At 69.3% G+C, this 25894-nt stretch carries 17 protein-coding genes and 4 pseudogenes; 10 read left to right on the plus strand and 11 right to left on the minus strand.

Annotation, left to right across the window (positions count from 1 at the left end; all coding sequences use genetic code 11):
- Positions 1–192: 192 nt before the first annotated feature.
- On the plus strand, positions 193–1407 hold the full coding sequence (locus ABZS37_RS30335) for an MFS transporter (RefSeq protein WP_355174622.1): 1215 nt from the start codon (positions 193–195) through the stop codon (positions 1405–1407).
- A gap of 213 nt (positions 1408–1620) precedes the next feature.
- Here ABZS37_RS30335 and ABZS37_RS30340 read toward each other — a convergent pair whose 3' ends face one another.
- Positions 1621–3066, minus strand: coding sequence for an MFS transporter (locus ABZS37_RS30340; protein WP_355174624.1), 1446 nt, complete (start codon positions 3064–3066; stop codon positions 1621–1623).
- A gap of 29 nt (positions 3067–3095) precedes the next feature.
- Positions 3096–3740, minus strand: coding sequence for a hemerythrin domain-containing protein (locus ABZS37_RS30345; protein WP_355174625.1), 645 nt, complete (start codon positions 3738–3740; stop codon positions 3096–3098).
- Positions 3741–3843: 103 nt separating this feature from the next.
- On the opposite strand from ABZS37_RS30345, the gene ABZS37_RS30350 reads away from it, so the two are divergent.
- Positions 3844–4314: a MarR family transcriptional regulator gene (locus tag ABZS37_RS30350; RefSeq protein ID WP_355174627.1), complete on the plus strand. Its 471-nt coding sequence runs from the start codon at positions 3844–3846 to the stop codon at positions 4312–4314.
- Positions 4315–4540: 226 nt separating this feature from the next.
- The gene (locus tag ABZS37_RS30355) at positions 4541–4897 is read left to right on the plus strand and encodes a nuclear transport factor 2 family protein (RefSeq protein ID WP_355174629.1); all 357 of its coding nucleotides are present in this window, start codon (positions 4541–4543) and stop codon (positions 4895–4897) included.
- Positions 4898–4953: 56 nt separating this feature from the next.
- Here the strand turns inward: ABZS37_RS30355 and ABZS37_RS30360 are convergent.
- The 4 genes and pseudogenes from ABZS37_RS30360 to ABZS37_RS30375 form a co-directional block, all read right to left on the minus strand.
- Positions 4954–5081 (minus strand): annotated as a pseudogene (locus ABZS37_RS30360) (IS5/IS1182 family transposase); the annotation flags it as partial.
- A 276-nt stretch (positions 5082–5357) separates the two neighbouring features.
- The gene (locus ABZS37_RS30365) at positions 5358–6203 is read right to left on the minus strand and encodes an NAD(P)-binding domain-containing protein (RefSeq protein WP_355174631.1); all 846 of its coding nucleotides are present in this window, start codon (positions 6201–6203) and stop codon (positions 5358–5360) included.
- A gap of 171 nt (positions 6204–6374) precedes the next feature.
- Positions 6375–7007 carry an NAD(P)H:quinone oxidoreductase gene (gene wrbA / locus ABZS37_RS30370; protein ID WP_354978238.1) on the minus strand — a complete coding sequence of 211 codons (633 nt, stop codon included), beginning with the start codon at positions 7005–7007 and terminating at the stop codon, positions 6375–6377.
- A gap of 49 nt (positions 7008–7056) precedes the next feature.
- Positions 7057–10329: a BTAD domain-containing putative transcriptional regulator gene (locus tag ABZS37_RS30375; RefSeq protein ID WP_355174633.1), complete on the minus strand. Its 3273-nt coding sequence runs from the start codon at positions 10327–10329 to the stop codon at positions 7057–7059.
- Between the two features lie 166 nt (positions 10330–10495).
- Here ABZS37_RS30375 and ABZS37_RS30380 point away from each other — a divergent pair, with 166 nt between their 5' ends.
- Positions 10496–11710 carry an MFS transporter gene (locus ABZS37_RS30380; RefSeq protein ID WP_355174635.1) on the plus strand — a complete coding sequence of 405 codons (1215 nt, stop codon included), beginning with the start codon at positions 10496–10498 and terminating at the stop codon, positions 11708–11710.
- Here the strand turns inward: ABZS37_RS30380 and ABZS37_RS30385 are convergent.
- Entirely contained in the window at positions 11707–12198 is a 492-nt protein-coding gene (locus ABZS37_RS30385; RefSeq protein ID WP_355174637.1) for a hypothetical protein, read from the minus strand. The genes ABZS37_RS30380 and ABZS37_RS30385 overlap by 4 nt on opposite strands.
- On the minus strand, positions 12195–12401 hold the full coding sequence (locus ABZS37_RS30390; protein WP_355174639.1) for a hypothetical protein: 207 nt from the start codon (positions 12399–12401) through the stop codon (positions 12195–12197). The genes ABZS37_RS30385 and ABZS37_RS30390 overlap by 4 nt, the downstream gene beginning before the upstream one ends.
- Before the next feature lie 470 nt (positions 12402–12871).
- Here ABZS37_RS30390 and ABZS37_RS30395 point away from each other — a divergent pair, with 470 nt between their 5' ends.
- The 3 genes and pseudogenes from ABZS37_RS30395 to ABZS37_RS30405 all read left to right on the plus strand — a co-directional run.
- Positions 12872–13834, plus strand: coding sequence for an N-acetylmuramoyl-L-alanine amidase (locus ABZS37_RS30395; protein ID WP_355174641.1), 963 nt, complete (start codon positions 12872–12874; stop codon positions 13832–13834).
- Positions 13835–14037: 203 nt separating this feature from the next.
- Positions 14038–15051 carry a winged helix-turn-helix domain-containing protein gene (locus ABZS37_RS30400; RefSeq protein ID WP_355174643.1) on the plus strand — a complete coding sequence of 338 codons (1014 nt, stop codon included), beginning with the start codon at positions 14038–14040 and terminating at the stop codon, positions 15049–15051.
- A gap of 458 nt (positions 15052–15509) precedes the next feature.
- A pseudogene (locus ABZS37_RS30405) lies at positions 15510–15842 on the plus strand (DUF2690 domain-containing protein); the annotation flags it as partial.
- A 749-nt stretch (positions 15843–16591) separates the two neighbouring features.
- On the opposite strand, the gene ABZS37_RS30410 reads toward ABZS37_RS30405, so the two are convergent.
- Positions 16592–17065, minus strand: coding sequence for a DUF2690 domain-containing protein (locus ABZS37_RS30410; RefSeq protein WP_355174645.1), 474 nt, complete (start codon positions 17063–17065; stop codon positions 16592–16594).
- A gap of 493 nt (positions 17066–17558) precedes the next feature.
- Here ABZS37_RS30410 and ABZS37_RS30415 point away from each other — a divergent pair, with 493 nt between their 5' ends.
- Positions 17559–18308, plus strand: coding sequence for a hypothetical protein (locus tag ABZS37_RS30415; RefSeq protein WP_355174647.1), 750 nt, complete (start codon positions 17559–17561; stop codon positions 18306–18308).
- 342 nt (positions 18309–18650) lie between these two features.
- Positions 18651–23438 (plus strand): hypothetical protein, encoded by a 4788-nt coding sequence (locus tag ABZS37_RS30420; RefSeq protein ID WP_355174649.1) that lies wholly within the window; start codon positions 18651–18653, stop codon positions 23436–23438.
- Positions 23439–23584: 146 nt separating this feature from the next.
- Here the strand turns inward: ABZS37_RS30420 and ABZS37_RS30425 are convergent.
- Positions 23585–23922 (minus strand): annotated as a pseudogene (locus tag ABZS37_RS30425) (transposase); the annotation flags it as partial.
- On the opposite strand from ABZS37_RS30425, the gene ABZS37_RS30430 reads away from it, so the two are divergent.
- On the plus strand, positions 23860–24807 hold the full coding sequence (locus ABZS37_RS30430; RefSeq protein WP_355174651.1) for an integrase core domain-containing protein: 948 nt from the start codon (positions 23860–23862) through the stop codon (positions 24805–24807). The pseudogene ABZS37_RS30425 and the gene ABZS37_RS30430 overlap by 63 nt on opposite strands.
- A gap of 528 nt (positions 24808–25335) precedes the next feature.
- Here the strand turns inward: ABZS37_RS30430 and ABZS37_RS30435 are convergent.
- A pseudogene (locus ABZS37_RS30435) lies at positions 25336–25894 on the minus strand (hypothetical protein); the annotation flags it as partial.

The raw sequence follows: 25894 nt of genomic DNA on the forward strand, positions 1-25894 counted from the left end.
GTGACAAGCATGTGTTGGACTCATTGATCTATTCGGGTGAAGCTTCGAGCAGAACCGGCACGGCACGGCCGTTGTCCGGCCGAAACCTCCAGCATCCCGGACCAACTTCGCCGTCGCCAGCCGTCAGCGGAAGCCGGCCATTTTCACACGCGCCATCGCCGACCGCTGTCCCCTCACGACAAGAAAGAAGACATGACCACACTCGATGAGCACCCGTACTCGACCCTGAGGTCATGGCTGGGTGTCGCCGTCATCACCGCCAGCCTGTTCACCTTCGTCACCACCGAACTGATGCCCGTCGGCCTGCTCACCCCGGTGAGCGCGAACCTGGATGTGTCCGCGGGCGTCGCCGGACTGATGGTCACGCTGTACGGCATCTCCGCCGGCCTCGGCGTGCCGTTCATCGTCGCGTGGACCAGGCGCATCAACCGGCGCATCCTGCTGTCCGTACTCCTGGCGATCCTGGCTTTGGGTAACCTGCTCACCGCCGCCGCACCGAACTTCGCCCTGGTCCTCACCACCCGGCTCGTCATGGGATTCGCCAACGGCGTCTTCTGGGCCATCGGCGTGAGCATGGCGATGCGCCTCGTACCTGGACGTCTCGCCCCCCGAGCGTCGGCGGTCGCGCTGTCCGGAATCTCGATCGCCGCCGTGGTGGGTATTCCACTCGGCACTTTCCTGGAAAGCCTCACCAACTGGCGAGCCACATTCCTCATCTGGGCCGGCCTCAGCGCGCTGATGTTCCTCGCGGTCACCGTGACCATTCCCTCGCTGCCCTCGCAGAACGCCGTCCCGGTCCGGGATGTCTTCCGACTCCCGATCCAGTACCCGCAACTGCGCCTGGTGATGGTCGCCGTGACGCTGTACGTGCTCGGCCACTTCGGCGCGTACACCTACATCCGGCCCTTCGCGGAGGAACAGGCGTCGGCCTCGGCCGCCTTCATCATCGTGTTGCTCGTGATCTACGGCGTCGGCGGTACGGCCGGCAACTTCATCGCCGGCCACACGGTGACCAAGAATCTCTGGGTCAGCTTCGTCCTCGCCTGTGCAGGGCTCGTGACGGCGATGTTGCTGCTGCTCACAATCGGGCACACACGGCCCGGACTGATCCTCGCCGTTGCCCTCTGGGGAACGTCCTTCGGCGCCGCGAACCTGTGCCAGATCAACCTGATGCTCGGCGCCGCACCCGGAAAGTTCGAGGCAGCCATGTCCATCAACACCATGGGCTACAACACGTCCATCGCGCTGGGCGCGCTGTTCGGTGGATGGTTCGCCGACAGTCTTGGCGTCGACAGCGCCCTCTGGTTCGGTGTGGCGCTGACGGCCGCCGCGTTGCTCGTCACCGTCGCCATACGTCGGACGACCACCGCGGCGGTCCCCGAGGACGAGTTGGCCACCACCGGGTGACACGTTGACCGGGCCGGCCGCAAACCATGCGGAATGCGCCCAGCGGACAGCCGGGCTGTCGACTCATGAGGTCCTGGTGGGAGCGGGCAGACTGCTCCCACCAGAGCCGCGAGGCCGCGTTCTCCGAGGAACCGCATTGACAGAAGGGCGAGCCCGCCCTGACCAGCGGAGCTGCCGCCCGGCAGAAGGAAACCGGGCGGCAGCCGCGTGGTGTCAGTGCGATGCCACCACGCGTGCGTTCATCGTCGCGGCCGCGACGATCGCGGCCACCAGGAAGACCGCTCCGCCGAGCAGCAGCCCGTCGACGTACCCGCTGGTCAGTGCGTCCGGGAGGGCGGTGCCCGAGGGCTGGTCGGCGGTCACTGCGGCGGCCACGCCGCTGAGCAGTGCAAGGCCGAGTGCGCCGCCGATCTGTTGACTGGTGTTGACCACGCCAGAGGCGATACCGGTGTCCTGCGGGGCCACCCCGTTGATCGCGACCACTGTGGTGGCCACGAAGGTAAGTCCCAGTCCGAAGCCGGCGACCAGCTGAGCTGGCAGCAGCGCGGTAAGGGCGTTCGACGTCGGGCTGAGCGCCCCGAACCAGACCATGCCGATGGCCGCCAGCACCAGGCCGCCCACCGTCAGGGCGCGGGCCGTCAGCCGGGACAGCAGCTGGGGACCGACGCCGCCAGCCGCCACCGCGATGCCGACGGTGAATGGCAGGTAGGCCAGGCCGGTCCGCATCGGGGAGTAGCCCTTGACCACCTGCATATAGAGAGTGAGGAAATAGAACAGGGCGAACATGCCGCCGCCTACCAGGAACATGGTGACGTACGCGCCGGTCCGTGCCCGGTCGCTGAGGATCCGGCCGGGCAGCATCGGCGCCGCGGCGGAGCGCTGGACGAGGACGAACGCGATCAGCAGGACCGCGGCAGCGATCAGAAAGCCCAGGGTGACGGTGTCGCGCCAGCCGTGCAGGGCCGCGTGGTTGATGGCGAACACCAGTGCGGCGAGCCCGGCGGTGGCGGTGGCGGCACCGAAGAGGTCCGCCCGACCGCGCTCGCGCTCTCCTCGTGGCAGCACCGACGTGCCGAGCAGCACGAGCACGGCGATCGGCACGTTGACGAACAGGACCCACCGCCAGCTGACGTACTGGGTGAGGGCGCCGCCGAGCAGGAGGCCGACCACCGAGCCCAGGCCGCCCATCGCCCCGTAGACACCCAGCGCCTTGTTCCGTGCCGGCCCGGCGGGGAACGTCGTGGCCAGCAGCGACAGTGCGGTCGGCGCCGCGATGGCGGCGCCGACGCCCTGCAGCACCCGGGCGGCGATGAGGACGGTGCCGGACCAGGCGAAGCCACCCAGCAGTGAGGCGACGGTGAACAGGACCAGGCCGATCCGGAAGACCCGCCGTCGACCGAACACGTCACCGGCTCGGCCACCGGCTAGCAGGAGACCGCCGAAGGCGAGCGCATACGCGGTGATCACCCAGTTGAGGTCGGCGGTGGCCATCCCCAGTGCCCGCTGGATGCTCGGCAGGGCCACGTTCGTAATGGTGTTGTCCAGCACGAGCATCAGCTGGGCGGCCGCGATGACCAGCAGTGCGAGGCCAAGTCGTGGTGGTGGGCCCGTTTCCGGCTCCACCACCAGCGAGGCCTTCGATTCTTCGTAGACAGGCATCGATTTTCTCCAGAGTCGACGTTTGCGGATCAGCGAATGCGGGGGTTCCAGGGGCGGACGTCGAGGTACTCGGCCCGCCACTCGGTGGCGTACGCCCTCTTGATCTCCTCCGGCATGCGGCCGAGGATGGCGGCGACGGTCTCCGGCGACGCTCCCTGGAGCAGCCAGGGCAGGTAACGCGCGGACTCCGCGCCGACGCGGTTCCGGTGGTCCTGACCGAACGCCGCCCACTGCCCCGGAATGAGCACCGACTCGACGAGGCGCAGGCCCTCGTCCTCCTCGTGCCGCAGGTGCCCGGCGACGCTCAGATAGAGGGCGTCGACCACATCGCCGAGGCGCTGCGGCCCGGACTCCCGGTCGGCGATGGCGGCGTCCACGGCGTCGAGCAGCGGATCGATCGCCGCGTGTTCCGCCTCCATGGCGTCGAGCAGCGCCCTGTCCGGCTGGTCGGCCAGCCGGGTCGCCATCGGGCCCCAGACCGCGACGTCCTCGGAGGTGTGGTGCACCCGGAGGAACGACTTGAACATTTCCCAGCCGACCGCCGCACGCAGGATCTGCCGGGGATCGTCGTCGGCGGTGGCGGAGACCCGGGCCAGCTGGGCCAGGTCTCGGCGCAGGGCGTCGTGCACCGCGAACATCATGGTCATGTCGAGGGTGTGGGTGGCCTCGCTCATGGTTCGTCACCTCGCAATCAGTTCATTCATTGGTTGACCAAACGTTAGGACAACCAACGGTATCAAATCGTAGGTGCCACCAACAGACTGGTAGGATGGGTCCGTGGATCCATCCGTCCAGGACGAGACGCCGGCCCGACTCAGCGGACTCGCCAGCTGGTTGATGACGCAGACCGCCGCTCACGCGGGGCGGCTGGTCGCGGACGGGTTCGCCCGGGCCGGCGCGCGGGGCTACCACTACCGGGTGCTGGCCTCGCTGGACGAGTTTGGTCCGGCCAGCCAGGCCGCGCTGGGGCGGCGAAGCGGCATCCACGTCAGCGACATCGTGGCGACGATCAATGAGCTGGCGCAGACCGGGCTGGTGGAGCGCGCGCCTGACCAGGCCGACCGGCGGCGCAACGTCATCACCGTCACGCCGGCCGGCCGCCAGCGGCTGCGCTGGCTCGACGAGCAGGTCCTCGACATCCAGAACGATCTGCTTGCGCCATTGTCCGAGAACGAGCGCGCGGAGCTGCGGCGGCTGCTCGGTCGACTGCTGAGCCACCACCGGGCTGAAGCGAAGCAGGAGCCCTGAGCGCATCCAATCGGTCCGGGCGGTCCTCGGACGGCGCGACCGCACGCCGCGACCGCCGACGACATCTGGAACGAGAATGGGCCGGCACTGCGGTGCACGGACCAGTCGTGCGGTTCAGTGATTCGGGCATCTCAGGAGAGGCTCACGCCACTACCGGGCTGACGTCGCCGTTCTGCCGCGAGCGAACCCGCTTGTCTTGTTGGGGCCCGCTGCGGAGGATCGGTGGATGGATCTCCTCACCGCGGAACGGCAACTTCAAGCCGCCCAGCGCGCCGCTGACGTCGAGTCCCTCGACGCGCTACTGCACCCGCAGGTCGTGGGTGCCGGACCGGACGGCACGGTCTTCACGAAGGAAGACGACTTGGCTGGCTACCGCTCCGGCGCACTGCGAATCACCAGCCTGGTGGAGGAGTCACTCGACATCCAGGAAGACGGCCAGACCGGGGTGACTCGCATGGTCGCTGCGGTGGATGCCGTTCAGAGCGGTGCCGCTATGTCCGCGCGGTTGCGCTACACCCGACTCTGGGTGCGTGAGGGCGACAACTGGCGGGTGTTGGCCGCCACCTTCGTCCCGGTCCAGTGAGTCCGTTCACGAAGGACGAGGATGGAGTGCACGATCGCGGTGGCGAGGCGTGGTCAGCAGCGCAGTTTCGTCAGGACTTTCCCGGTTTGAGGGTGGCGTTGGCGCTTTCACCGATGGCGCGGATGCGGGTGTGAGCGCGGTTTACCAGCCGGGATAAAAGACGCTGCCATCGGAACCTGCGCTGGTCACGGTGGCGGCGGATGAGGCCCGCAAGGTGGTTCAGGCAAGGCCGAGGTTGGGCCGGCGGACGCATTGCAGCAGGCCTACGCCCTTGTCGAGCAGCTCGTAAACGACCGGGCGCTGGGCGCATGCCGGATGGCACGCGCCCAGCCCCAGTCAACGTCTCAGAACGGTGGTGGCCAGCTCGTCCTCGACCGAGGCGGCCGTGGTGGTCTTGCGGCAGAGGGCCGGATGACGCTGCGGTCTGTGGCATCACGTCCCGGGTGCTGAGAGACCGCCATCAGGACTTTGTCAGCAGCTCGAACAAGCTCGAGAACCCCTGAGCGCCGAAGCCGTCAGCGATCCGGCGGTTCATCAGGTCCCTGACCTCTCGCATCCGCACGGCTTCCACGCCAATGGATTCCCGATGGCTGATCATGTCGTCCATCAGGGCGGCCTGGACGTTGAGCGAGCCGAGATCCGGCGGGTATTCGCCGGCCTTGACCGCGTTGCCGATCGAGGTCAACAGCGGGGGCAGCGCGGCCACGGAGCTGGCGGCACGCTCGGCGAACTCCGCTACGTCGACTCCTTCTGCCTGCACCAGCCTCAGGGTGTGCAGGAACCCGATGAGGATCTCGTAGCCCATCGCGACCTGCGCCATGAATTCAACGGCGGCCAAGCCGGCTTCTTCCCCGTGGTAGGTGACGGTGCCCAACTCCCCCAGCGTTGACCCGTGCGCATCGATGGCCTTGCGGGAACCACTGAACGACAACATGACGTGCGGCGTACCGACGTCTGCCGCATCTCCCATGATCTTGCCATCGAGGTACGTGGCCCCGCGCTCTCTCGCCCAGCGATCGTTGGCCCGTGCCTGGTGGGGAGAGCCACTGGTCAGGTTCACCAAGACCTTGCCCGCGACTGCGGCGTCCACGGAAGCGAGCACCTCGTCGACCGCCGCGCCGTCGAGCAGACACACCACGACGAGCGGGCTGGCGGCCGCAGCCTCCGCGGCGCTCGCGGCAGCCGTGGCGCCAGAGTCGACCATCGGCAGGGCCTTGCTCACGGTCCGGTTCCAGACCGTCGTACGGTGTCCTCGATCGATGAACGTCTTGGCGATCGCCGAGCCCATGTCACCGAGACCGAGCACGGTGACCCGGCTGGCCTGTTCGGTCGGATCAGCGGTGGTCGTTGTCAGCATGATTTCTCTCGTTTCTACTCGGTGATTCGATGCGTCAGGTGGCGGGAAACGGGCATCCGTCGCCCGGAGGCGACTACTCGTGATCTCGCCCCGGATGCCGTACCGCTCGTCGCCGGGCTTCTACCCGAGGTGGCTCTCCGCGCGGACGGCGGCTGTCAGGCGGGTGAGGCGTGCGCCCTGGAAGCGGGCCGTCTCGAGGACGGCTCTGGCGTACTCCGGATCCCGGCCGGCGCGGCTCTCCACGAGGCTGACGCCGTACGGGTTCCCGCCGGCGGCGTGCGCGGTGTCGTAGTTCAGGTAGCCCGTGGGCAGGATGACCGCCCCCCAATGGTGGAACGTCTGGTAAAGGCTGAGCAGGGTCGACTCTTGGCCGCCGTGCTCCTCGTAACTGGCCGTGAAGCCGGTCGCCGGTTTGTCGGCCAGTTCCTCTGCCTGCCAGGGGGCGGTCGTGGTGTCGATGAATTGGCGCAGTTGAGAGCAGACGTTGCCAAAACGTGTCGGTGTGCCGAAGGCGTACCCGTCCGCCCACCGCAGGTCGTCCAGGGTGGCGAGCGCAACATCGGCGGTGGCGTCGAGGTGGGCCCGCCACTGCGGCCTGGCATCGACGACCTGATCCGGTGCCAACTCCGCCACCCGGCGCAAGCGGACCTCCGCGCCGGCGTCGGCCGCTCCGTCCCTGAATGCCTGCGCGAGCCGGTGCACGGTGCCGGTGGCGGAGTAGTAGATGACGGCGATCCTGGCAGCGGTCTGCACGGTTACCTCCTGGGTCGGCTCGGTTCTCGGTCAACCGTGCCGAGCAGGCTTACCGTTCGCTGACCATCCCCTTACCGATGCCGCTGAAATCCTCTTTGTCCAGGTCGAGCTGTGCGCCGCGGCTCATCTCGGCAGCGAGTTCCTCGCTGCCCAGCGCCGTGCGGAGGCGAGAGGTGATGCGCTGGACGTCATGCTGCTCACCGGGGGGCAACGGCGCTCCGGCGCCCGCGCGAAGCGTGCGGGCCGTGCCGAGCAGCCGTGCGGCGAGGCGATGGTCACCGCCGAGGCTGGTCGCCCCGGCCAGGCCCTCAAGGGCCAGGGCGACAGCCCTGGGATCCCCGGTGGCGTGCGCCGCGTCGAGCGACTCGCGGTGGTGGCGCTCGGCGAGGACCGCATCGTCGCGGTGCTCCGCGATGAATCCCAACTCGGCAAGCGCAAGCGCGTAGCCGGGCAGGTAACCGGCGTGCCGGTTCCAGTCGAGTAGGTCCCGCTGTTGGGTCTCGGCGGCATCGAGGTCACCCCGCCGGCGAGCGATCATCGCCAGGCCCGTGCCGGCGAAGGCGGCGGCGGATCGGCTCGACTGTTCCCGCGCGACCTTTAGCGCGCGGTCGTGGCAGGCGGCCGCATCGTCGAGGTCGCCGCGCAACAGGGCGATCCGTCCGATGCACGCCAGCTGCCGGGACACCGACGTCCACAGCCGCAGATGTTCGGCGATGCGCAACGCCTCCCGGTACCGCATGGCTGCGCTGTCGTAGTCGCCGTTGATCTCGGCCAGGGTGCCCAACAGGCTCGTCGGATGCACCTGCCCCCAGCCGTCGCCCAGTTGCCCGAACAGCGTCCGGCTGGTCTCGCAGTCACGCTGCACACCGGGCAGGTCGCTGCGGTGTACGAGCGCGAGGTCCGCCCGAGTGGCGCAGGCGGCAGCGATGCCCCACTGGTCGCCGTTGGCGCGGAACGTCGTCAGCGCCGCGTCGACCAGGGCGGCAGCCTCACCCGGATCTCCGGAACCGAGCATCATGGAGGCGAACAACCACTGCGCGAACGCCTTCTCCGGCCCGTCGGCGTCCTGGTGGCATTCCAGGATCCGTTGCCGGGGAGCGTTCGGGTCACCGTCACGGGTGGCCAGGGCGGTCAGCCACACATCCGCACGTCGCCGCAGGGCGTCCGGTGCGACGTCGTCCGCACTTTTCGGGACGATGTCCAACGCCGTTCGCAGCGACCGGCGCATCTCTCCGAGCCGACCCCGGAGCAGCCGGTACCAGGCCAACGAGGTCGCGAGCGCCAGGCCCACGCGAGGCTGACCGTCGGTGGCGGCGACGTCGAGTGCTGCCCGCAGGTTGGCATTTTCGGCGTCGAGTTCCCGTAGCGCGCGACTCTGGTCATGACCCCGTAGCCGCCCTGCGGCCTGCTCGGCGAGACGGACGAAACACGCGGCGTGACGGCGACGGGTCGCCGGGAGTTCGCCGGCACTGTCGAGCTGTTCGAGACCGTAGGCAGCCACCGTCTCCGGGAGCCGATAGCGTCGTGGACTCTCGCCGTGGCGCGTCAGGACCAGCGATCGGTCGATCAATCGTGCCAGCACATCGAGGACCTCGTCGGACGCCACTTGTCCGCCCGCGCACACCTGCTCGGCGGTAGCCAGGGTGGCACCGTCGGCGAAGACCGCCAGCCTGCGCAGCACCGCCCGTTCGCCGGGCGACAGCAACTCCCAACTCCAGTCGATCATGGCGCGAAGCCCCTGCTGACGAGGGGGCGCGGTACGCCGACCGGATGACAGCAGTCGGAAGCGATCGTCGAGCCGTGCCGCCAACTCGCCCGGGTCGAGAACGGGCAGCCGGGACGCGGCCAGTTCCAACGCCAGCGGTACGCCATCGAGACGCCGGCAGATGGTGGCGATTGTGTCCGTGTTCCGCTGATCGACGATGAAGCCCGGCTCGACGGCGCGGGCACGGATCTCGAAGAGCCGAACCGCCGGGGCCCCGGCGATCTGTTCCGCGGTCGCTCCCGGCTCCGGCAGCTCCAGCGGCGGCACCGGCAAGACGACCTCGCCTGGGATCCCGAGCGGTTCACGGCTCGTCGCCAGGATGCGCAGGTCGGCCGCGGCGCCGAGAAGGCTCTCGGTCAGTTCAGCGATGGGCGTCACCACGTGGTCGCAGTTGTCGAGCAGCAGCAGCATCCGCCGGTCCCGCAGCGCGGCGAGCAGCCGATCCATCGGCTCACCTGGCCGATCACCGGGCAGACCGGCCGGGGCGTCGTCGCGGATCTCAAGAGTCGCCGCCACCACGTCGACAACCTCGGTACAGGTCGCTTGGCCGTCGCAGTGCGGCTGGCCCGCCAGCTCAACGAGCCACACTCCGGCGGGGAACGTGTCGGCCAGCAGACGAGCGGCCTCGAGCGCCAACCTGCTCTTACCCACCCCACCCATTCCGGTAAGGGTCACCAGCCGCCCGTTCGTCAGCCGCTCCCGTACCGCCTCGACGGCCTCGTCACGCCCGATCAATCCGCCGTACGGACCAGGTGACAGAGGCGCCGGCAGGTTGGTTCGGATCGGAGACGACGGCGGTGCCGGCGGCTGCAGCGCGCGATCCTGGCGCAGGATCGCCCGATGCAGCTCGGCCAACTCCTGGCCGGGATCGATGCCGAGTTCATCACGCATCTGCCGACGGAACTGCTCGTAGGCGGACAGGGCTTCACGCTGGCGTCCCGAGCCGTACAGGGCGCGCAGGTGCGCGGCCCGTAACCGCTCGCGCCACGGGTGACGGGTGACCAGGTCGGCCAGCTCACCGGCGAGCAAGTGATGCTCACCGAGATCGAGCCGGGCCTCGGCCAACTCCTCCAACGCCGCCAGGCGCTGGTCGTCGAGCCGCTCGACCGCCTGACGGACGAATCGCTCGTCACCAAAGTCGGCGTACGGAGAGCCACGCCACAGCGACAGGGCCTCCGTCAGCTCCGCGGCCCGGCCAACTGGCTCCCGCTGCGCCCGCGAACGCGCCAACAAAGCCGCGAATCGACCAGCGTCGACCGATTCCGGCGAAATCCGCAGCCGGTAGCCGGCATCACCGGACTCGACAAGCGCACGGCCACCCGCCTCACCCGACTCCAGCGCGCGACGCAACTGCGACACCTTGGCCTGGAGCGCACCGAGCGGGTTGCCCGGCGCCCGGTCACCCCAGAGATCCTCGATGAGCCGGTCGGAGGACACCGGATGCCCCTCATGGACCAGCAGGTCAGCCAGAAGAGCCCGAACCTTCAGGCCGGGTACGGCGACGGGTTCGCCGTCGGGCGTCCACACCGCGATCTCGCCCAGCACCCCGAACCTCACCGCTTCACACTAGCCAGTCGGCTGTCCCGCCCGCGAAACGTCGATCGACAGTCGGCCCGCTCACCGGGACGCGGCGCCGACGCCACGGAGGCGAACGTCAGCCGACGAGCAGTCGGCGGTAAGCGACCCCGGGGAGGCTGAACCGAGACGACACCGGAGGAATGACATGGATTATCTACAGCGGCACCGAACCGCCAACGGTCACGGGCAGGTCGCACCGCGGCGGGTGGCCACGCCCTGGCTGGCCCTGCTGGCCGGTCCGCTGTCGTACGGGATCGCCGCGCCGGCCCTGCTGCTCGACGACCTGGCGCGCGCGACGGGCACCGGGGAACAGGCCGCGGCGGCCGGCGTGACCGCCTTCGGCTGGGGGATCGCGTTGGGTACGCCACTGCTGGCGGCGCTACTGGCCCGCTGCGGCGTACGGACGGCCCTGACCGCCTCGGCCGCGCTGCTGGCCGCGGGGACGATCCTCCTCGTGCTGGTGCCGACACTGCCGGCGTTGGTGGCCGGCGCGGCGGTGCAGGCACTGGGGTCCGCCGGCCTCAGCGTGACGGCCATGAAACTGGCCGATTCGCCTCGGCGGATGGGGGTGGTCGCCGCGTCGCTGGCGGTCGTGGGGGCCACCGGTCCGCTGACCGGTGCACTGGTAGCCGAACTCCTTTCGTGGCAGGCGGTGCTGGCGTTGCCCCTGCTGGCGGTGGCCGCCGTGCCTGCGGCCCGCCGCGACGCCACACCGCCGGACGCGGTGCCGGCGTCGTTCGATCCGCTCGGCATGGCTCTCCTTGCCATGCTGGTCACCGCGGCAGTTCTCACTCCGCACCGTCCGCTGGTGGCCGGCCCGGTCACCGTCGCGCTGCTGGTGTTGCTCGTGGTCCGGACGAACGTTCGCCCCGACGGCTTTCTGCCCGCCGCGGTGGCGCGTAACGGCCGGTTCCTCACGGCGTGCGTGCTGGTTTTCACTGTGGGCCTGGTGAACTTCACCCTGCTCTACGCCGCACCAGATCTGCTGCGAGAGCACGCGGGCTGGGACAGCACCCGGAGCGGAGTCGTGCTACTGGCGCCGTACCTGCTCGGCGGCCTCTGCTCGGGGTTCCTGGTCGCGGCGTCCGTGCGGGTGCCACACCGCGTGACGGCCGCCGCATTGCTCGGCGGAGCCGTCGCCGCGCCGCTGCTGGCTGCGGTCGCCTCCGCCGTGCCGCTACTGCTGGTGGCGATGGCACTCGCGTCCCTTGCCGCCGCGACCGGCCAGGGCGTACTCGCCCTGCGAGCGACCGGTGTCGTGCCCGGCTCTCACAAGGCCGAAGCCCTGGGCCTGTTCAACCTTGCCTATCTGCTCAGTGTCGCGTTCGGTCCAGCGATCGCCGTGACGCTCTCGCATTAGACCGGCTGAGATCCAGCCGCGTCCGGCGCGGTGCCGGCAGGCGGCAAGCCCGACGTCCGGGCCAGACGGCAGTACGTGTCGGGCGCCCAGGGCGAGACGATCGGTTTCCGCAAGGGCGGCACTGTGGACGATCCGACCGATCCGTCCGGCGCGACGCTGCAGCGGGCGCGCGAAGACGGGATCGAGCAGGGCTTCGAGATCGGGTACACAGCGCAGTTGGCGGAGCGGGGTGTGCGACTCATCGGCGACTCATGATCTCTGTGGCTAGGTAGCGAAAAGCGCAGCTCGGGCTTGTTGACGGCCATCCGTGGCGCCACCGTCACGACGACGTGGCGACCGTCGCCGGTGACGCACTGGTAGCCCAGCCAGGTGTCGTCGGCGAAGCCGTTGGGCTGGATCGAGGCCAGCGGCCGCATCGCGTACCGTTCCCGCTCCCGGCCGACCCACAGGTGGTAGCCGTCGTGGTCGCCTCGGCCGGTGACGATCACGTCGGTGCCCCGCCACCAGCGGGGTGACACCGTGGCAGGTCGCGGGCGGGCGTCTCGCCGCCGGTGTGGGAGTCGGGCGCCGCGGGTGCCGGCGGTTCGGCCGCGACGGACCGGCCGGTCAGGCCACCCGCGGCGACCAGCGCGGCCGCCGCCACGACGGTACGCAGGACGGCCAGCCACCTCGATCTTCGGCTCCGGAGCACCGACTCCACCGCAGCCGGTGAATGCCTCGCGCAAAATCCATGAAATCCTGATCTCTCGCCGGAAATGGTTACCTGAACAAGCACGGTGACATCCGGGACCGGCTCGATCGAGGCATCCGACCGGCACTTGACCGGCATCCTGTGCCGCCGGCGCGTACCTCAGGCACCAATTCGGGCGGCGCTGTCCCGATCCTTTAAGGCTGTGCTGAAAAGAATTGCCGCGGCGCGTCGACGGAATTCACGATGCCTGTCGTACGCATGTGCACTGCGGGCGAAGGGAAGGAATCGTGCATACCGATCGTCCTGACGTCGAGACGCCAGCAGTCGGTGGCCTCGACCGGCGAACCCTCCTCGGCGCGCTCGGCGCCGGTGTTGGGGCGGCAACCGTCCTGGCCACGCCACGACCCGCACGGGCTGGCACCCCGACGCCCGACCGTCCCCCGGCTCCACGGACGTTGGCGACAAGGCCGTTGCGGAGCGGGACCGTTCGGCCCGGATTCGACGCCCAGGTCGTTGCCCTGCGGTCGCCGGCCGGCGCGGCCCCGGCACGGTGGCGCTCCGCCGACCGGTCGGGGGCGTGGAGCCGGTGGGCCCTGGCGCCCGGCGGCTGCCCGGCCGGCGCGGGCGACGCCGCGCCCGCGACCGAGCAACTGGCGTTCGTCACCGTACTCAACGCTCCGGCCGTCGACCTCGACCTGCCGACCGGCAGCCGGGCGGTCGTCCTCAACGGCACCGACGGCCCGGCCCTGCGGCCCGCGTCCGCCGAGGTGTCAGAACGCTCCCGGCTGGCGGGGCTGCCCTTCCTGAGCCGTGCCGCCTGGGGCGCCGACGAGTCCCTGCGGTTCGACGCCGCCGGCGTGGAAAAGTACCCACCCACATTCTGGCCGGTGCAGACGTTCACCGTTCACCACACCGCCACCGGCAACGACGATCCCGATCCGGCCGCGCGGATGCGCGCCATCTACCGCTACCAGGCGGTCGACCTCGGCTACGGCGACTTCGGCTACCACTTCCTCATCGACGAGGCAGGCCGGGTCTACGAGGGCCGGCGCTCCGGCGGGGACGTGCTGCCCGGTTTCGACCCGGCCGGTTGGATGGTGAACGGCTCGCACGTGGGCGGCTACAACGCGGGGAACGTGGGTGTCGTCCTGCTCGGGACCTTCGTGGCGCGCGAACCGACGGCGGCTGCGCGGCGCAGCCTCACCCTGTTGCTCGCCGCCCTGACCGGTTGGTGCCACGTCGACCCGCTGGCCAGCGTGACCTACGTCAATCCGATAAGCGGCCTCCGCCGCAGCGTACCCGCGATCGCGGGGCATCAGGACTGGGGGCCGACGGAGTGCCCGGGTGGGGTGCTCAGCGGGATACTGGGCGACCTGCGCCAGGAGATCGCGGCCGTGCTGGCCGACCCGCGTCGCTCCGCGTTCGTCGGCTGACGGCGGTGGCAGCGACCGCCGTGCGGCAACGCCGGCGAACCGGAGACGTGCCCGAGGTGACGTTTCGTGGCACGGTACCGACACAATCACCTCGAAGGTAACGAAGCTCGTATCGCACCTGCGCACGAGGGTGGCGCGCTCCGATATTCCAAGGCTAGACTGCCGCGAGCTCACGGCATTCACATGCGTCTTCGGGAGCCTCGTTGCGCATCTACTTCACGGCGGAGGATCTCGGGCGGGTCCGCATGGCCGCAGCACCCGATCCGATGTGGGAGACGGTCTTCAGCGTGTTCCGCCTCGACCGCCCGGGGCCGGCGGCGGTCTTCGGGCGCTGGCGCCGGCGGGCCGTGCCAGCCATGCGACCCGCCGATCTGGAAATGCTCCGGCCCCTGGTGAACGGTGCCTACTATCCGGATTTCCTCACCCCGGCCGAGGGCGGGCTCGGTCTGCCGCACGCGATCGAGGCCCTGCTGCGCACTCCGACGGCCCGGCTCCGCGCCGAGATGGAGCAGCTCGCCCGCCTCGGTGGGCCACTGCCGTCCTGGATGCGGGGCCTCGCCGACGGCGACGGCGACGTGCTCGGCCGCCTGGCCGGCGCGATGCGGTCACAGTTCGCGGTCGCGGTCGCCCCGTTCTGGGCGGAGGCACGGGCGCACGTGGACGCCGACCGGGCACGGCGGGCGCGGGTGCTGCTGGAGCACGGCGGTGAGGGGTTGCTAAAGAGCTTCCGGCCGATGATGCGCTGGGAGCCGCCGGCGCTCGTGGTCGATGTGCCGTCCACCCAGTCGATCCACCTCAACGGCCGCGGGCTGCTGCTGGTGCCGTCTTACCTGTCCTGGAAGACTCCCGACACGCTGCGGGACCCGAACCTCACGCCGGTGCTGGTGTATCCGGTCGAACACGACCTGACCCGGCACCTGGACGCGGCGCGGCCCGCCGGGCCGGGCGCCCTCGCCGCCCTCATCGGGCCGACCCGCGCGGACGTGCTGGAGGCCATCGGCGATGGCCAGACCACCTCGGAGCTGGCCGGACGCGTCGGAGTGAGCGCGGCGTCGATCAGCCAGCACACCGCCGTGCTGCGCGACGCCCGGCTGATCAGGACCACCCGCATCGGCAAGGCGGTGCTGCACACGATCACCCCACTCGGCGCGGCGATGCTCGACGACGCCCCGCGTCGACGCGCGCCGATCGACGTCGCCGCCGGTCCTGCGGCGTAGGCTCCGCCCCCGCCGGTCACCGGGCGCGACGTCCGTCGCCGGGCGGTGCCGGCGCCGCCCGAACGGGCGACGGCAGCCCCGGCACCGGATTGCCGGGCAAATGCCGGTTGAGTGCCTCGCTTCACGAAGTGACCGATGACAATGTTGTCTGCAGGCGGACCCGCCGGGAAGCAAGGCGATGATGGCCAAGACCATTGGACGTGGAATGGTCGGCCGGGCCGCGACGGCGCTTGTCGTCGCGGCGGAACTGTGACCGTGCCGGTGGCGGCGCCGGCTACGGCACCGAGACCCAGGGCATCGTCTCGAACCTTCACTGGGCCACGAAATAGGGTGACTTACATGCGTCATCCCACTATCCGGCGGCTCACCGCCGCCCTGTTCGCGACCGCGGCGCTCGTGCTCGCGAATGCGGTCCCGCCGCCGCGGCCAGCAGCGGGTGCGGGTGGACCTGCGAGGGCAAGGACCCGGCCACCTTCAAGATCTGGAGCAGCTCGACCGCGTACCACTACTGCGCCGACGACAAGCAGACGGTGGGTGAGGCCACCACCGGCCGCCCCGGCGACTACGGCGTCCTCCTCCGGTACAGCCCCCGGTGCCGGACCGTCTGGGCGGTCACTGGCGCCCAGGTCCACTTCTGGGTCGAGCGGCAGAACCCGTACAACTACGCGGACGCCTGGCCGGCGGTCGACGGCAGTGTGGTCCGTACCGTCATGCTGAACGACGCCGGCTACGTGAGCCGGGCCTGCTTCGACTACCCGGCCGGCGGCGTCATCTACTCACGCTGGTACTGAGTTCGACGGGACGCTGGTGGTGCCACCGGGCGGTGACACCACCAGCGCCGTCTCCGACCAAGATCGTGAGGGAACACCGGTCGACGAAGGGCTCGTGAAGCAGGCGCGGCCGGCCGGCGGCCACGGACACGGACCGGCCACGCCTGGTCACGCTGCTGCGGACCTACCCCGTCGTTGAGGCGGTGATCGGTACGGTCGGCACGGTCCGGGGCCTGTTCAACTTCGGTTTCCTGGTCATGCTGCCCCCGCAACTGTGCGCGGCCGGGATGGGCGGCGGCGTGGCGAGCGGTCTGCTGGCCAGGTCCGCTCAGTACTCGGTGCCGGCGCTGGCGCTCGTCGTCCTCCGCTACGCCGCCTGGAACGGCCGGCGGACGCTCGCCCTGTTCGTCGGTCTGACCGGGGTCGCCCTCGCCACCGTGGCAACCTGGGCCGAGGGCCACGCGGCGAACCGCTGCTGGTCGGCTCGGTCACCCTGCTGGTGCTGTCGTCGGGCCGGCGGGCTGCGCCGCGACCGGAGGTGCCACCGGAGGCGACCGGCGCGGCGGAGACCACGGCCACCTTGGCGAGGCGGGCCAGCAGCGGCGGTATGGCGTCCGGTCGGATGTCGTCCGAACTGCGTGTCTTTCCTGGACCCGTAGCACCAGGAAGGCCGAGGGTCTTTGGAGGTGCCGGCCGGCTGTCGATGGTATCGCCGACGCGGCCCGCACCCGGTAGTCGGTGTGCGGGCCGCCGCCGTTGTCCGGTGGATCTCAGTACCGGCTGGTGCAGTACTCCTCGTACTCGTTGTTGTTGCCCCAGGCGGTGCAGGCGCTGGCCAGCAGGCCGGCGTCGTCGAGCATCGCGGTCCAGTGCACGGCGGTGGAGGGCGCACCGGGATTGCGGCCCGCGTCGGCGTGTGTGCGGTACTGCCCGTTGGCGTAGAAGCCGTCGACCCGGACGTCGTAGTTCGCTTTGCCGCGGGCCCACGCTGTGCGGCAGCGCGGGCTGTAGCGCAACTCAGCGATCAGCGGCCCGCCGCCCGGCAGGTACGCCTCCCGGACCGTCCGGGCGTCGTCGGTGCACCGGTACCTGATCCCGTTGTTGCCGGTGAAGTACTCCTCGGGCGAGTGCCCCTCGTAGAACGTGATGGCCTGGGCCGGTGCGGTGGTGGTCGCCACCAGCCCGGTGGTCGCGGTGATGGCAGCGGCCACGAGGCCGATCCAGCGGCGGGTCGTGTTGTGCATGAACTGACTCCCTTTCGTAGTGCGAGGTGGAATGCCACTCGCACGTGTGCAACCTTCCAGGTGGGGAAAAGAAAAGTGCCTTCACCGGTCGGCACGTGGAGATCCTCGGTACTGGCATACGGCAGCGGCTAGAGGTTTCAGCCAAGGCTTAAACGAGCGGTGAGGGCAGCCAGGGTCATTGCGTCCTCGACTAGCTGCGGGTTACGGCGGTGACCAAATCGTGTGACAGGGCGATTGCGTAGTCCGAGGGCAAGGCTGCGAGCTGGGGCTTTATATGATAGGTGGCCTATGTGGAGGCCGAAGGAGCGGGTGAGATCACGTCGTGATCATAAAGTTTTCTACGCCATAAGAAGCCCCGAGGACCTCACCCGCCGATGGCATCGGCTCTCATCACCGCGCTGACCGTCACGACACCCCACGCCGATCTCCCACCCGCTGCGATCACTGATGGTGAGCGGAGTGGCCTGCTTGCTGTGTCGCGGTCTGCGCGGTCATGGCCGGCGCCTCATCGTTCGCCGCGATCACCGACTGGCTCCACGACCTCGACGAACAAGCCCGTACCCGCCTGGGTTTCGCCGACGAGGTACCCGCTGGCACGACGGTGTGGCGGCTAATGATCCGTCTGGGCCCGGGACTACTGAGCACCGTCCTCGCTGGCTGGCTGCAGACCCGGACCGGCCCGCCGAACCCGCGTTCGCCGCGCCGGTACCGCAAGGTGATAGCGGTAGACGGTAAGACGCTGCCCGGTGCCCGCCGCGACGGCGGCGGCCGCCAGGCTTATCTGCTGTCCGTGCTGGACACCACCACCGGAGTCGTGATCGCCCAGGTCGCTGTGGGCACGAAGTCGATGAAATCACGTCGTTCGCGCCGCTGCTCGACGCCGTCGAGCAGGTGCTCGGCACCCTCGCCGGAGTGCTGTTCATCGCCGACGCCCTACACACCCAGACCGGTCACGCCTAGAGGTCACCCGACGCGGCGCGCACCTGCTTGTACAGGTGAAAGCCAATCAGCCGACCCGCACCGTCAAAGCCGTCACCCTCGGCACACCCGGCGGCATCGCCTTCCGCACGCGCAGCAGGCCGTCCGGATCACCCGCACCCGCAGAATTGCTGGTCAAACCAGCCGCGAGACGGCCTACCTCACCGTGTCGCTACCCGCCGGCCAGGCCCTGCCCGCGAGCTGCAGACCTGGATCCGCCGGCACTGGCACATCGAAAACCGCATCCATTACGTATGAGACGTGACGTTCCGTGAGGATCTGCACCAAGCACGAACCGGCAACGGACCCGCCGTCATCGCGACCCTGCGTAACACCGCGATCGGCTGGCGCCGCACCACCGGCGCGACCAACATCGCCCGCGCCACCCGACAAGCCAACCGCCGATCACGACCTGATCACCGCCGTGACCAGCAATTACTCGAGAATGCAATAACTCTGCCGTCTGACGCACCCGAGACTCGCCGGGCATACCTTTCGCGCTCGGGTTAAAGGTGTGGTCTGCCGTCGGCGTGCAGCCAGAACATGGCCCCTCCATTGTTTCCACTGCGCTCGTGATGGACGGAGACCCGTGAAGATAGGAACGTTATTGACGCCTGGCAAGGCGGTGGGGGCCGCCGTGGCCGCCGTTGCGCTGCTTTCCGGCCCGGCACTGTCGGCAGTGGCCCGGGCCGAACCGGCGGCGACCCCGCCATCCGCGCCGGCGGCAGCGGCGGCCCCGGCGGGCCCGGCCGCGGCCGGGCCCGCCGATCGCGTCGCGCCCGGCGACCGGGACAGGGTCCTGCCGAAGGGGTGGCGCGGCTCCGCGGACCGGATCTGGACGACCTCCGGCGACGCCAACGGCTTCCACATTCTCACCGCCACGGCGGCCACCGGCTACACCTGGGAGACCGCGGCCAGCCTCGCCGAGCCGGGCTTCGACGTCGACCTGTGGATCGGCAACGCCTGCGTGACCGGCTCGGGTCGCCGGCTGGTCGTGGTGTACGCACCCCGCACCTTCACCAACAAGGCGGAGCTGTTCGACCGCGGCGGGTTCACCGCGGTCGTCGACCTGAAGACGCGCCAGGTCACCAAGCTACCGGTGCAGTCGTCGCTCGCCTACTTCAACCCCGGTTGTGGCGCGGGCGAGCAGGCGGTGCTCTCCCAGCTCGGCGGCGAGAACCGCGAGGACCCGAAGTCCACCGCGCCGCGGAGCCGGCTGTTCACCGTGGACGCGGCGGCGCGCACGCTGTCCAAGCCGATCCTGCTGAACACCGAGTTGAGCTCCCCCGTACCGGTCAAGGACGGCATCGTCGCGGCGGCCGCCGGCGGGCTGGTCTCGGTGGCGAGGACCGGCAAGGTGACCCGGTCCGTCGCGGCGACCGGGGTGCCGTTCCGGCTGGCGCCCGACGCCGCCGGCGGCGTCATCTTCATGGACTCCGACGGCCAGCAGACCCGGGTGAAGCGGGCGGTCGGCCGGTCCGTGCGGGAGCTCGCGCGCGGCCGCTCGGCCGATGTCGGCCTGGCCCGCGGCGACGGCGGCCGGACCTTCATCACCGGCCGGCCGGCGCACGTGTCTGCGCTGCCCGCCGCCGTGCGCCGGATTGCCGTCGCCCGCGACAGTGAGCTGTCCACCCGCGGCGACCTGGCGCTCACCCAGGTCAAGGCGGCCGGCGCGGGCGACCCGCGAACCCAGGGCGGCGACCCGAGCGTGGCCCGCAACGTCGCCGTCACGGCGACGGTGACCAGGACCGGCAAGTCGCTCACCTTCGAGGTGAGCCCCGAGGTGGTCGGACCCGAGGCGATCGCCGGCCGAGCCACCCATCCGAAGCTCGGCGCCGCGGCCACGGCCACCACGCCCCGCTCCCGGATCGCGGCCGACGCCTCGGCCGAACCGGTCGAGGCGGACCGCTACTGCTCGGTGCCGCGCAACGACCTGGCGAACCAGACCGTGCAGCCGAAGCCGCGCAATGTGGAGTGGGCGGTCGACCAGGCGGTCTTCGGCCGGCTCAATGACGCGGCCTCGCGCCCGGCGAACTGGAAGGGCTACGGCATGCCGGCGTACGAGCCGCAGACGCTGTTCCCGGCGCCACCGCTGGCGAACGGCGGCCGGGTGCCGGCGCAGATCATGCTGGGCATCATCACCCAGGAATCCAACATGTGGCAGGCGTCGAAGTTCGCGCTGCCCGGCGTGCCGGCAAACCCATTGATGGGCAACTATTACGGGCGCGACATCTACAACGCCACCTCGCTGGACGATTGGGACATCGACTGGACGAAGGCCGACTGCGGCTACGGGCTCACCCAGGCGACCGACGGCATGCGCCTGGCGGGCCACGAGAAGACCGACGCCAACGGCAACAACGTCGAGGTCTCGCTGCCGTTCCAGACCCAGCGGGCGGTCGCGCTCGACTTCGCTGCGAACATCGCGTACGGGTTGAAGATCTTGCAGGAGAAGTGGAACCAGACCTACGCGGCGGGGCTGCGGGTGCACAACGCCGATCCGTCCGCGCTCGAGAACTGGTTCTACGCGGTGTGGGCGTACAACTCGGGCTTCTACCCGAAGAAGAACGAAACCGACCCGTGGGGCGTCGGGTGGCTTAACAACCCGATCAACCCCAGGTACGACCCGCTCCGGCACCCGTTCATGACCTCGTACGACGACGCTCGCACGCCGCAGAACTGGCCGTACCCGGAGAAGGTGCTCGGCTGGGCCGGCAATCCGATCTCCGCGACCGAGTCGCCGGGCGTCGAGCGGCCCGGCTTCAACTACGCCTGGTGGAACCTGAGCGAGGACAAGCCCAAGGTCAAGCCCCCGCTGAAGACCTTCTGCGACAACACCAACCAATGCGATCCGTACGCCTCCGTGCAGCCGAACGATCCGGACGTCAGCAGCGAGAAGCCCGGTCCGTGTCTGCACAAGAACACCGCGGGCCTGTACGACCTGAGGTGCTGGGCCCACTCCGCGGTCGGGTGGAAGGCGCCGCCGGGAGTCGTCTGCGACACCTGCGGCCGCGAGCAGATCCGGTTCGACCCGGGCTACCCGTGGTGCACGACGGCCGGCCAGACGGCCTGCGAGAGCGACGGCATCAGCTACCCGCCGCACTGCCAGGACAGCGGCGGTGACCTCGCCGCCGGCGCCAAGGTGGTCGACAACGTTCCGCTCGGCTCGCCCTCGCCGCGGTCGTGCCCCAGACAGCTGCAGAACCAGGGTACGTTCCAGCTCTCCTTCACGGGGGTGGCCAACGGCACCTACCCGTCCAAGATCGATTTCCACCAGGTCGGCGGCGGTTACGGCGGCCACTACTGGCGGGCCAGCACCCGGACCCAGGCGGCCCAGGGCGGAAACCTCAAGGTCACTGGCACCTGGCGGCTGAACGAGACCGGCACCGGCTGGCGGCGGGTCCAGGTGTTCGTGCCCGAGTTCGGCGCTTGGACGCAACAGGCGAAGTACACGATCGATCTGGGCAACGGCGAAACCCGGTACCGGGTGATCAACCAGACCTGGCAGCAGAACAAGTGGGTCGACCTGGGCACCTTCAACTTCCGGGGCCAGCCCTCGGTCTCGCTGACCACGGTGGCCAAGGACGGCACCGGAGACGACAGCATCATCTTCGACGCGGTGGCGTTCAGCTGGCCCAGCCCGTCGCCGCCCGGCGTGCCCGAAGAGGTCGGCGGCATGCCCCGGTACGTCGCGCTGGGCGACTCCTACTCATCGGGCGAGGGCGTGGCGCCGTACGACCGCAACAGCGACCTCAAGCGAACCAACGGCACGAAGGGCTCTAACGTCGACGCCTGCCACCGGTCGACGGCCGGCGCGTACCCCCGCCTGGTGCATGATCCCGGCCGCGACTCCGTCCGGGACTTCCCGAACGACCACTACACCATCGAACAGATGTCGACGAAGTACAGCTGGGGCAGCTTCGGCTTCCTCGCCTGCTCGGGCGCGACCACCACGGCCGTCACCCGCGACGCGGTCAACGTTCCGCCGGCCGCCTCCGACACGGCGGGACACACCGACTGGGGACAGGCGGTCGACCGCTGGGGCGAGCTGACCCAGGTGGAGCAGGGCTGGCTGGACCCGGAGACCACGCACGTGTCGATCTCGATCGGCGGCAACGACGCCCGGTTCTCCGACGTGCTCACCGGGTGCATCGCCACGCTGAACGACTGCTCGGGGCCGAACTACCGGCTGACCCGGTCGAACGGCGTCGTCGACCCCGAACCGCTGCGCGACTACCAAACGAAGATCATTCGGGACTGGCTGCCGGCAAAGCTGAAGGCCACCTACCGGGCGATCCACACCGCCGCCCCGAACGCCCAGATCTTCGTCGTGGGCTACCCACAGATGTTCGCCAACGAGGAAGGCAACAACGCCTGCTACAACATCAGCTCGCAGGCCCGGCTGTTCCTCAACGCGATGGCCGGTCGCATCTCCATCGCCATCGCGCGGGTCGTCGGCGACCTGCGCGCCGAGGGCGTGGACATCCGCTACGTCCACACCACGGCGGCGATCAGCGTCGGCAACAGCGGACAGAAGAAGTGGGCGTGCGGTGGCGACGACGGCTACCGGTGGCTGAACGCGGTCACCTCGACGTCCACCGACGGCAGCGGGGAGAAGACGCCGGGCACCGGCACCTTCCACCCGACCGCCCGCGGCCAGCAGGGCTTCGCCGACCTGCTCACCGCGGCCTTCGCGGACGCCCGGCGCCCGCGGGCGGACGACGTGGCGGCGATCAAGAAACGCATCCTCGACTATTCGGCGAAGCGCGCGCCGACCGACGACAAGGGCAGGTGGATCGTCACCGACCAACAGGCGGAACTCGCCGCCGAACGCTGCCTCGACCTGACCCGGCGCGGCGGGATCGTCGGCAACCCCTGCCTGTCCAAACCGATCTTGTTTCCCACCGCCTTCGACGCCCGCGGAGCCGCCCGCAACGACGACGCCGCGATCGACGCCAACCCGCCCTGGGTGCAGCTGCGCTACGTCAACGGCTCGACGGAGAAGCCCAAGGTGCTCAAGTCCCGTAGCTGGTTCATGAACGCACCGTACGGCCAGACCTCCTGCCCGACGACGCGGCCCGAAGACCAGTGCGACGAATATCCGTTCTACACCTCCGAGGAGGGTGGCGCCTGGGACTTCTTCACCGGTGGGGAGAATTCTCCGCTGAGCACCCGGCTGCTGATGATCCCCGAGACCGAGAACAGGGCGGAGGGCAGCATGGTCGGCGCGATGTACGGCCACCAGGACTGCCGGATGCAGACCGGCACCTACGAAAACATCATCGGTAGCCCCGGCTATCAGAACCAGTTGCTGACCAGCGGCACGGAGTATCTGACCGTACCGCTGGTCGACGAAGCGGCGTCCGTGGGCCAGAAAACCATGTACGTCTGCTGAACCGAGGCCCCGGCCGCCGTCAGGTGGCCGGGGCCCATCCCACCGGCTTATCCGCCGCGGGCCTGCGCGACCAGGTCGGTGAACCATGCGGCCTCGCCGATCGGCACCATCTCGACGTCGCTTCGCGCGCCGACCCTCGGGCGTGAAGACCCGTCCCGATCGCGCGGCACCTCAATCTCGACCGGGCCGACGTCCGTCAGCACCGTCTTGGCCCGCACACCATTGCGGGAGCTTTCGCCGTTCTTACCCGCCGGGCCGCCCTTGCCATAGCCCAGGTGATCAGTGATCTCACCCTCGAGCGCCGATTCCAGGACCTGCTTCGTGAGCTGCAACAGCCACCATCGCCGGTCAGCTGCAGCCTCGTCGCCCGAGCCTGCTCCACCAGCTGGGCGACCAACTCCGCGTCGACACCCTCCGCCCGTTGTCCCGGCCCATTTTTCGCAACCACGGCAGTATCCACGGCGGCCATCGATCCATCGGACATCAGGTGCTGCTCCTTGATGAGGAGTTACACCGTTCGTCTGGCCCTGTCTCACATTCGGTGGTGACCAGTTGGCGGACGTTCCTGCGCGCGCAGGCGTCCGGGTTGCTGGCGACCGATTTCTTCCACATCGACACCATCACGCTGCGGCGGTTGTATGTGCTGTTCATCATGGAGATCACGACCCGGCGCGTACGCATCATCGGCGTCACCGCCCACCCGACCGCAGCCTGGGCTACCCAGCAAGCCCGAAACCTGGTGCTGGACCTCGGCGAGCGTATGACACGGTTCCGGTTTCTGATTCGCGACCGCGGCGCCAAGTTCACCGCGTCCTTCGACGCCGTTTTCGCCGCCGAAGGCATTGACGTGGTGAAGACTCCGCCACGCACACCTCGGGCGAACGCGTTTGCGGAACGCTTCGTGCGCAGCGTACGGGCCGAGTGCACCGACCTGGTCCTGATCTACAACGAACAGCACCCCCGCACGGTGCTCCGCAACTACGAGGACCACTTCGACCGGCACCGGCCACACCAGAGCCTAAAGCAGCATCCACCCGACTACGACCCGGCGCGGTCGTCGCGACCGACCAGCCGATCCGTCGGCGCCGCGTCCTTGGCGGCCTCATCAACGAATACCACCGAGCTGCTTGATCCGCACGAATCCGCAGCTCCTAGCCTGCAACACAGTTTGGCACTGTACAGGCCAACTCGGTGCCCTGATCCGGGCACCTGGCGACAGGTGGAGCCTCCGAACGGCTGCGGCCATTCTCGCCGACCCGCCAGTGCGTGGCCAGCAATCGGAGGCAGCAGAGTGTCGACAAGCGATCGACGTCTACACCGACAATCTGTTGACATCGGCGACAGTCAGGTAGCGGGCGAGATCGAATAGGGTCAACAGCAGGTCCGGACCAACGGTAGGAACTATCGGTTAAGCCGAGGTGGCTGAGGTGAATGACGAGGAAGATGTCTGACGTTCCTGGCCGCGACAATCGCTGGCTGCCGCTTGGTCGCCAGCTCGCACGCCCGCGCGTAGCCGCTGGCTTTACCCAGCACTCGCTCGCGCCACTGCTCCACTACGGCCGTAGCACCCCATCAAGCGACCTCGCGCCAGCAGCTCCGGGACTTCACCTAGGCTCGGAGCCGGAAGGCAAGCGCCGATCCGACAGGACCTCGAGATTCAAGATGCGCATCCACGATAGGGGCGGTCAGGCCCGAATCTGAGTACGTGAGGTGACTACCGCAGCACCGGCAGCGACCCCGCGCGAACGGCTCGTCAACGAGCGAGAACGCGCAGCCACCCTCATTCGTCGGCGTAGGCGTTGCCCGCGCCAGGCCCGCCACGACATTGTGTAGTGGGCGGACCGCGGCAGAAGCGGGTTGATGTCGGCGTCTTCAGGCCGTCGCGGGGTAAAGGTCGTTAAGGCTCGTGCGGTACCACGATCTGCGCGTCGTGCAGATTCTTATCGTAGTTGTCGGGGTACTTGGATACCTGGACTGCTTGGCAGATCGCGCCGATGTCGCCGGTCATCCAGCTGTTGTTGGGAAATTTGCGCAGCATGGCGTTGAGGAATGCGTTGGTGGCATAGATGAGGTCGGTGACCTGCGCGGGGGTGCCCCAGCCCTGGGAGGGGCGTTGCTGGAACAGTCCGAGGCTGTCGAGGTCGTTGGGCTCGGTGTCGTTGTGCAGGCTGCTTTCGGTGATCGCGGTGGTGATGGCGATGAGCGCCGCCCGCTTGTCCAGGCCACGGCCCCGGGTGATGTCGGCGATGGCCCTGGCGCAGGAGACGTGGTAGCTGTTGAGCGCCCCGTCTTTGAGTTGACATCCTCTCCGCCCTAAAGGGCGGAGATTCCCTCCACGCTGCGCGTGGAACACGCGGCGTTCGGGTGGGTTACCGCTTCTCTGCGCGGTGCCAGCATCGCTGCTGGTCTTACCTGCGCTCCACGGTCGTTTGAGTTGTCTGCCTGTCCGGCGGCCA

Origin of the sequence: Micromonospora sp. NPDC005413, from assembly GCF_040606435.1 — a bacterium.
Taxonomy (GTDB): domain Bacteria; phylum Actinomycetota; class Actinomycetes; order Mycobacteriales; family Micromonosporaceae; genus Micromonospora.

Coding starts and splice junctions, on each gene's coding strand:
- ABZS37_RS30345 (WP_355174625.1), bottom strand. CDS start 3,740: ATGAGCGAGGCCACCCACACCCTCGACATGACCATGATGTTCGCGGTG.
- ABZS37_RS30340 (WP_355174624.1), bottom strand. CDS start 3,066: ATGCCTGTCTACGAAGAATCGAAGGCCTCGCTGGTGGTGGAGCCGGAA.
- ABZS37_RS30380 (WP_355174635.1), top strand. CDS start 10,496: ATGGATTATCTACAGCGGCACCGAACCGCCAACGGTCACGGGCAGGTC.
- ABZS37_RS30335 (WP_355174622.1), top strand. CDS start 193: ATGACCACACTCGATGAGCACCCGTACTCGACCCTGAGGTCATGGCTG.
- ABZS37_RS30415 (WP_355174647.1), top strand. CDS start 17,559: ATGGCCGGCGCCTCATCGTTCGCCGCGATCACCGACTGGCTCCACGAC.
- ABZS37_RS30355 (WP_355174629.1), top strand. CDS start 4,541: ATGGATCTCCTCACCGCGGAACGGCAACTTCAAGCCGCCCAGCGCGCC.
- ABZS37_RS30410 (WP_355174645.1), bottom strand. CDS start 17,065: ATGCACAACACGACCCGCCGCTGGATCGGCCTCGTGGCCGCTGCCATC.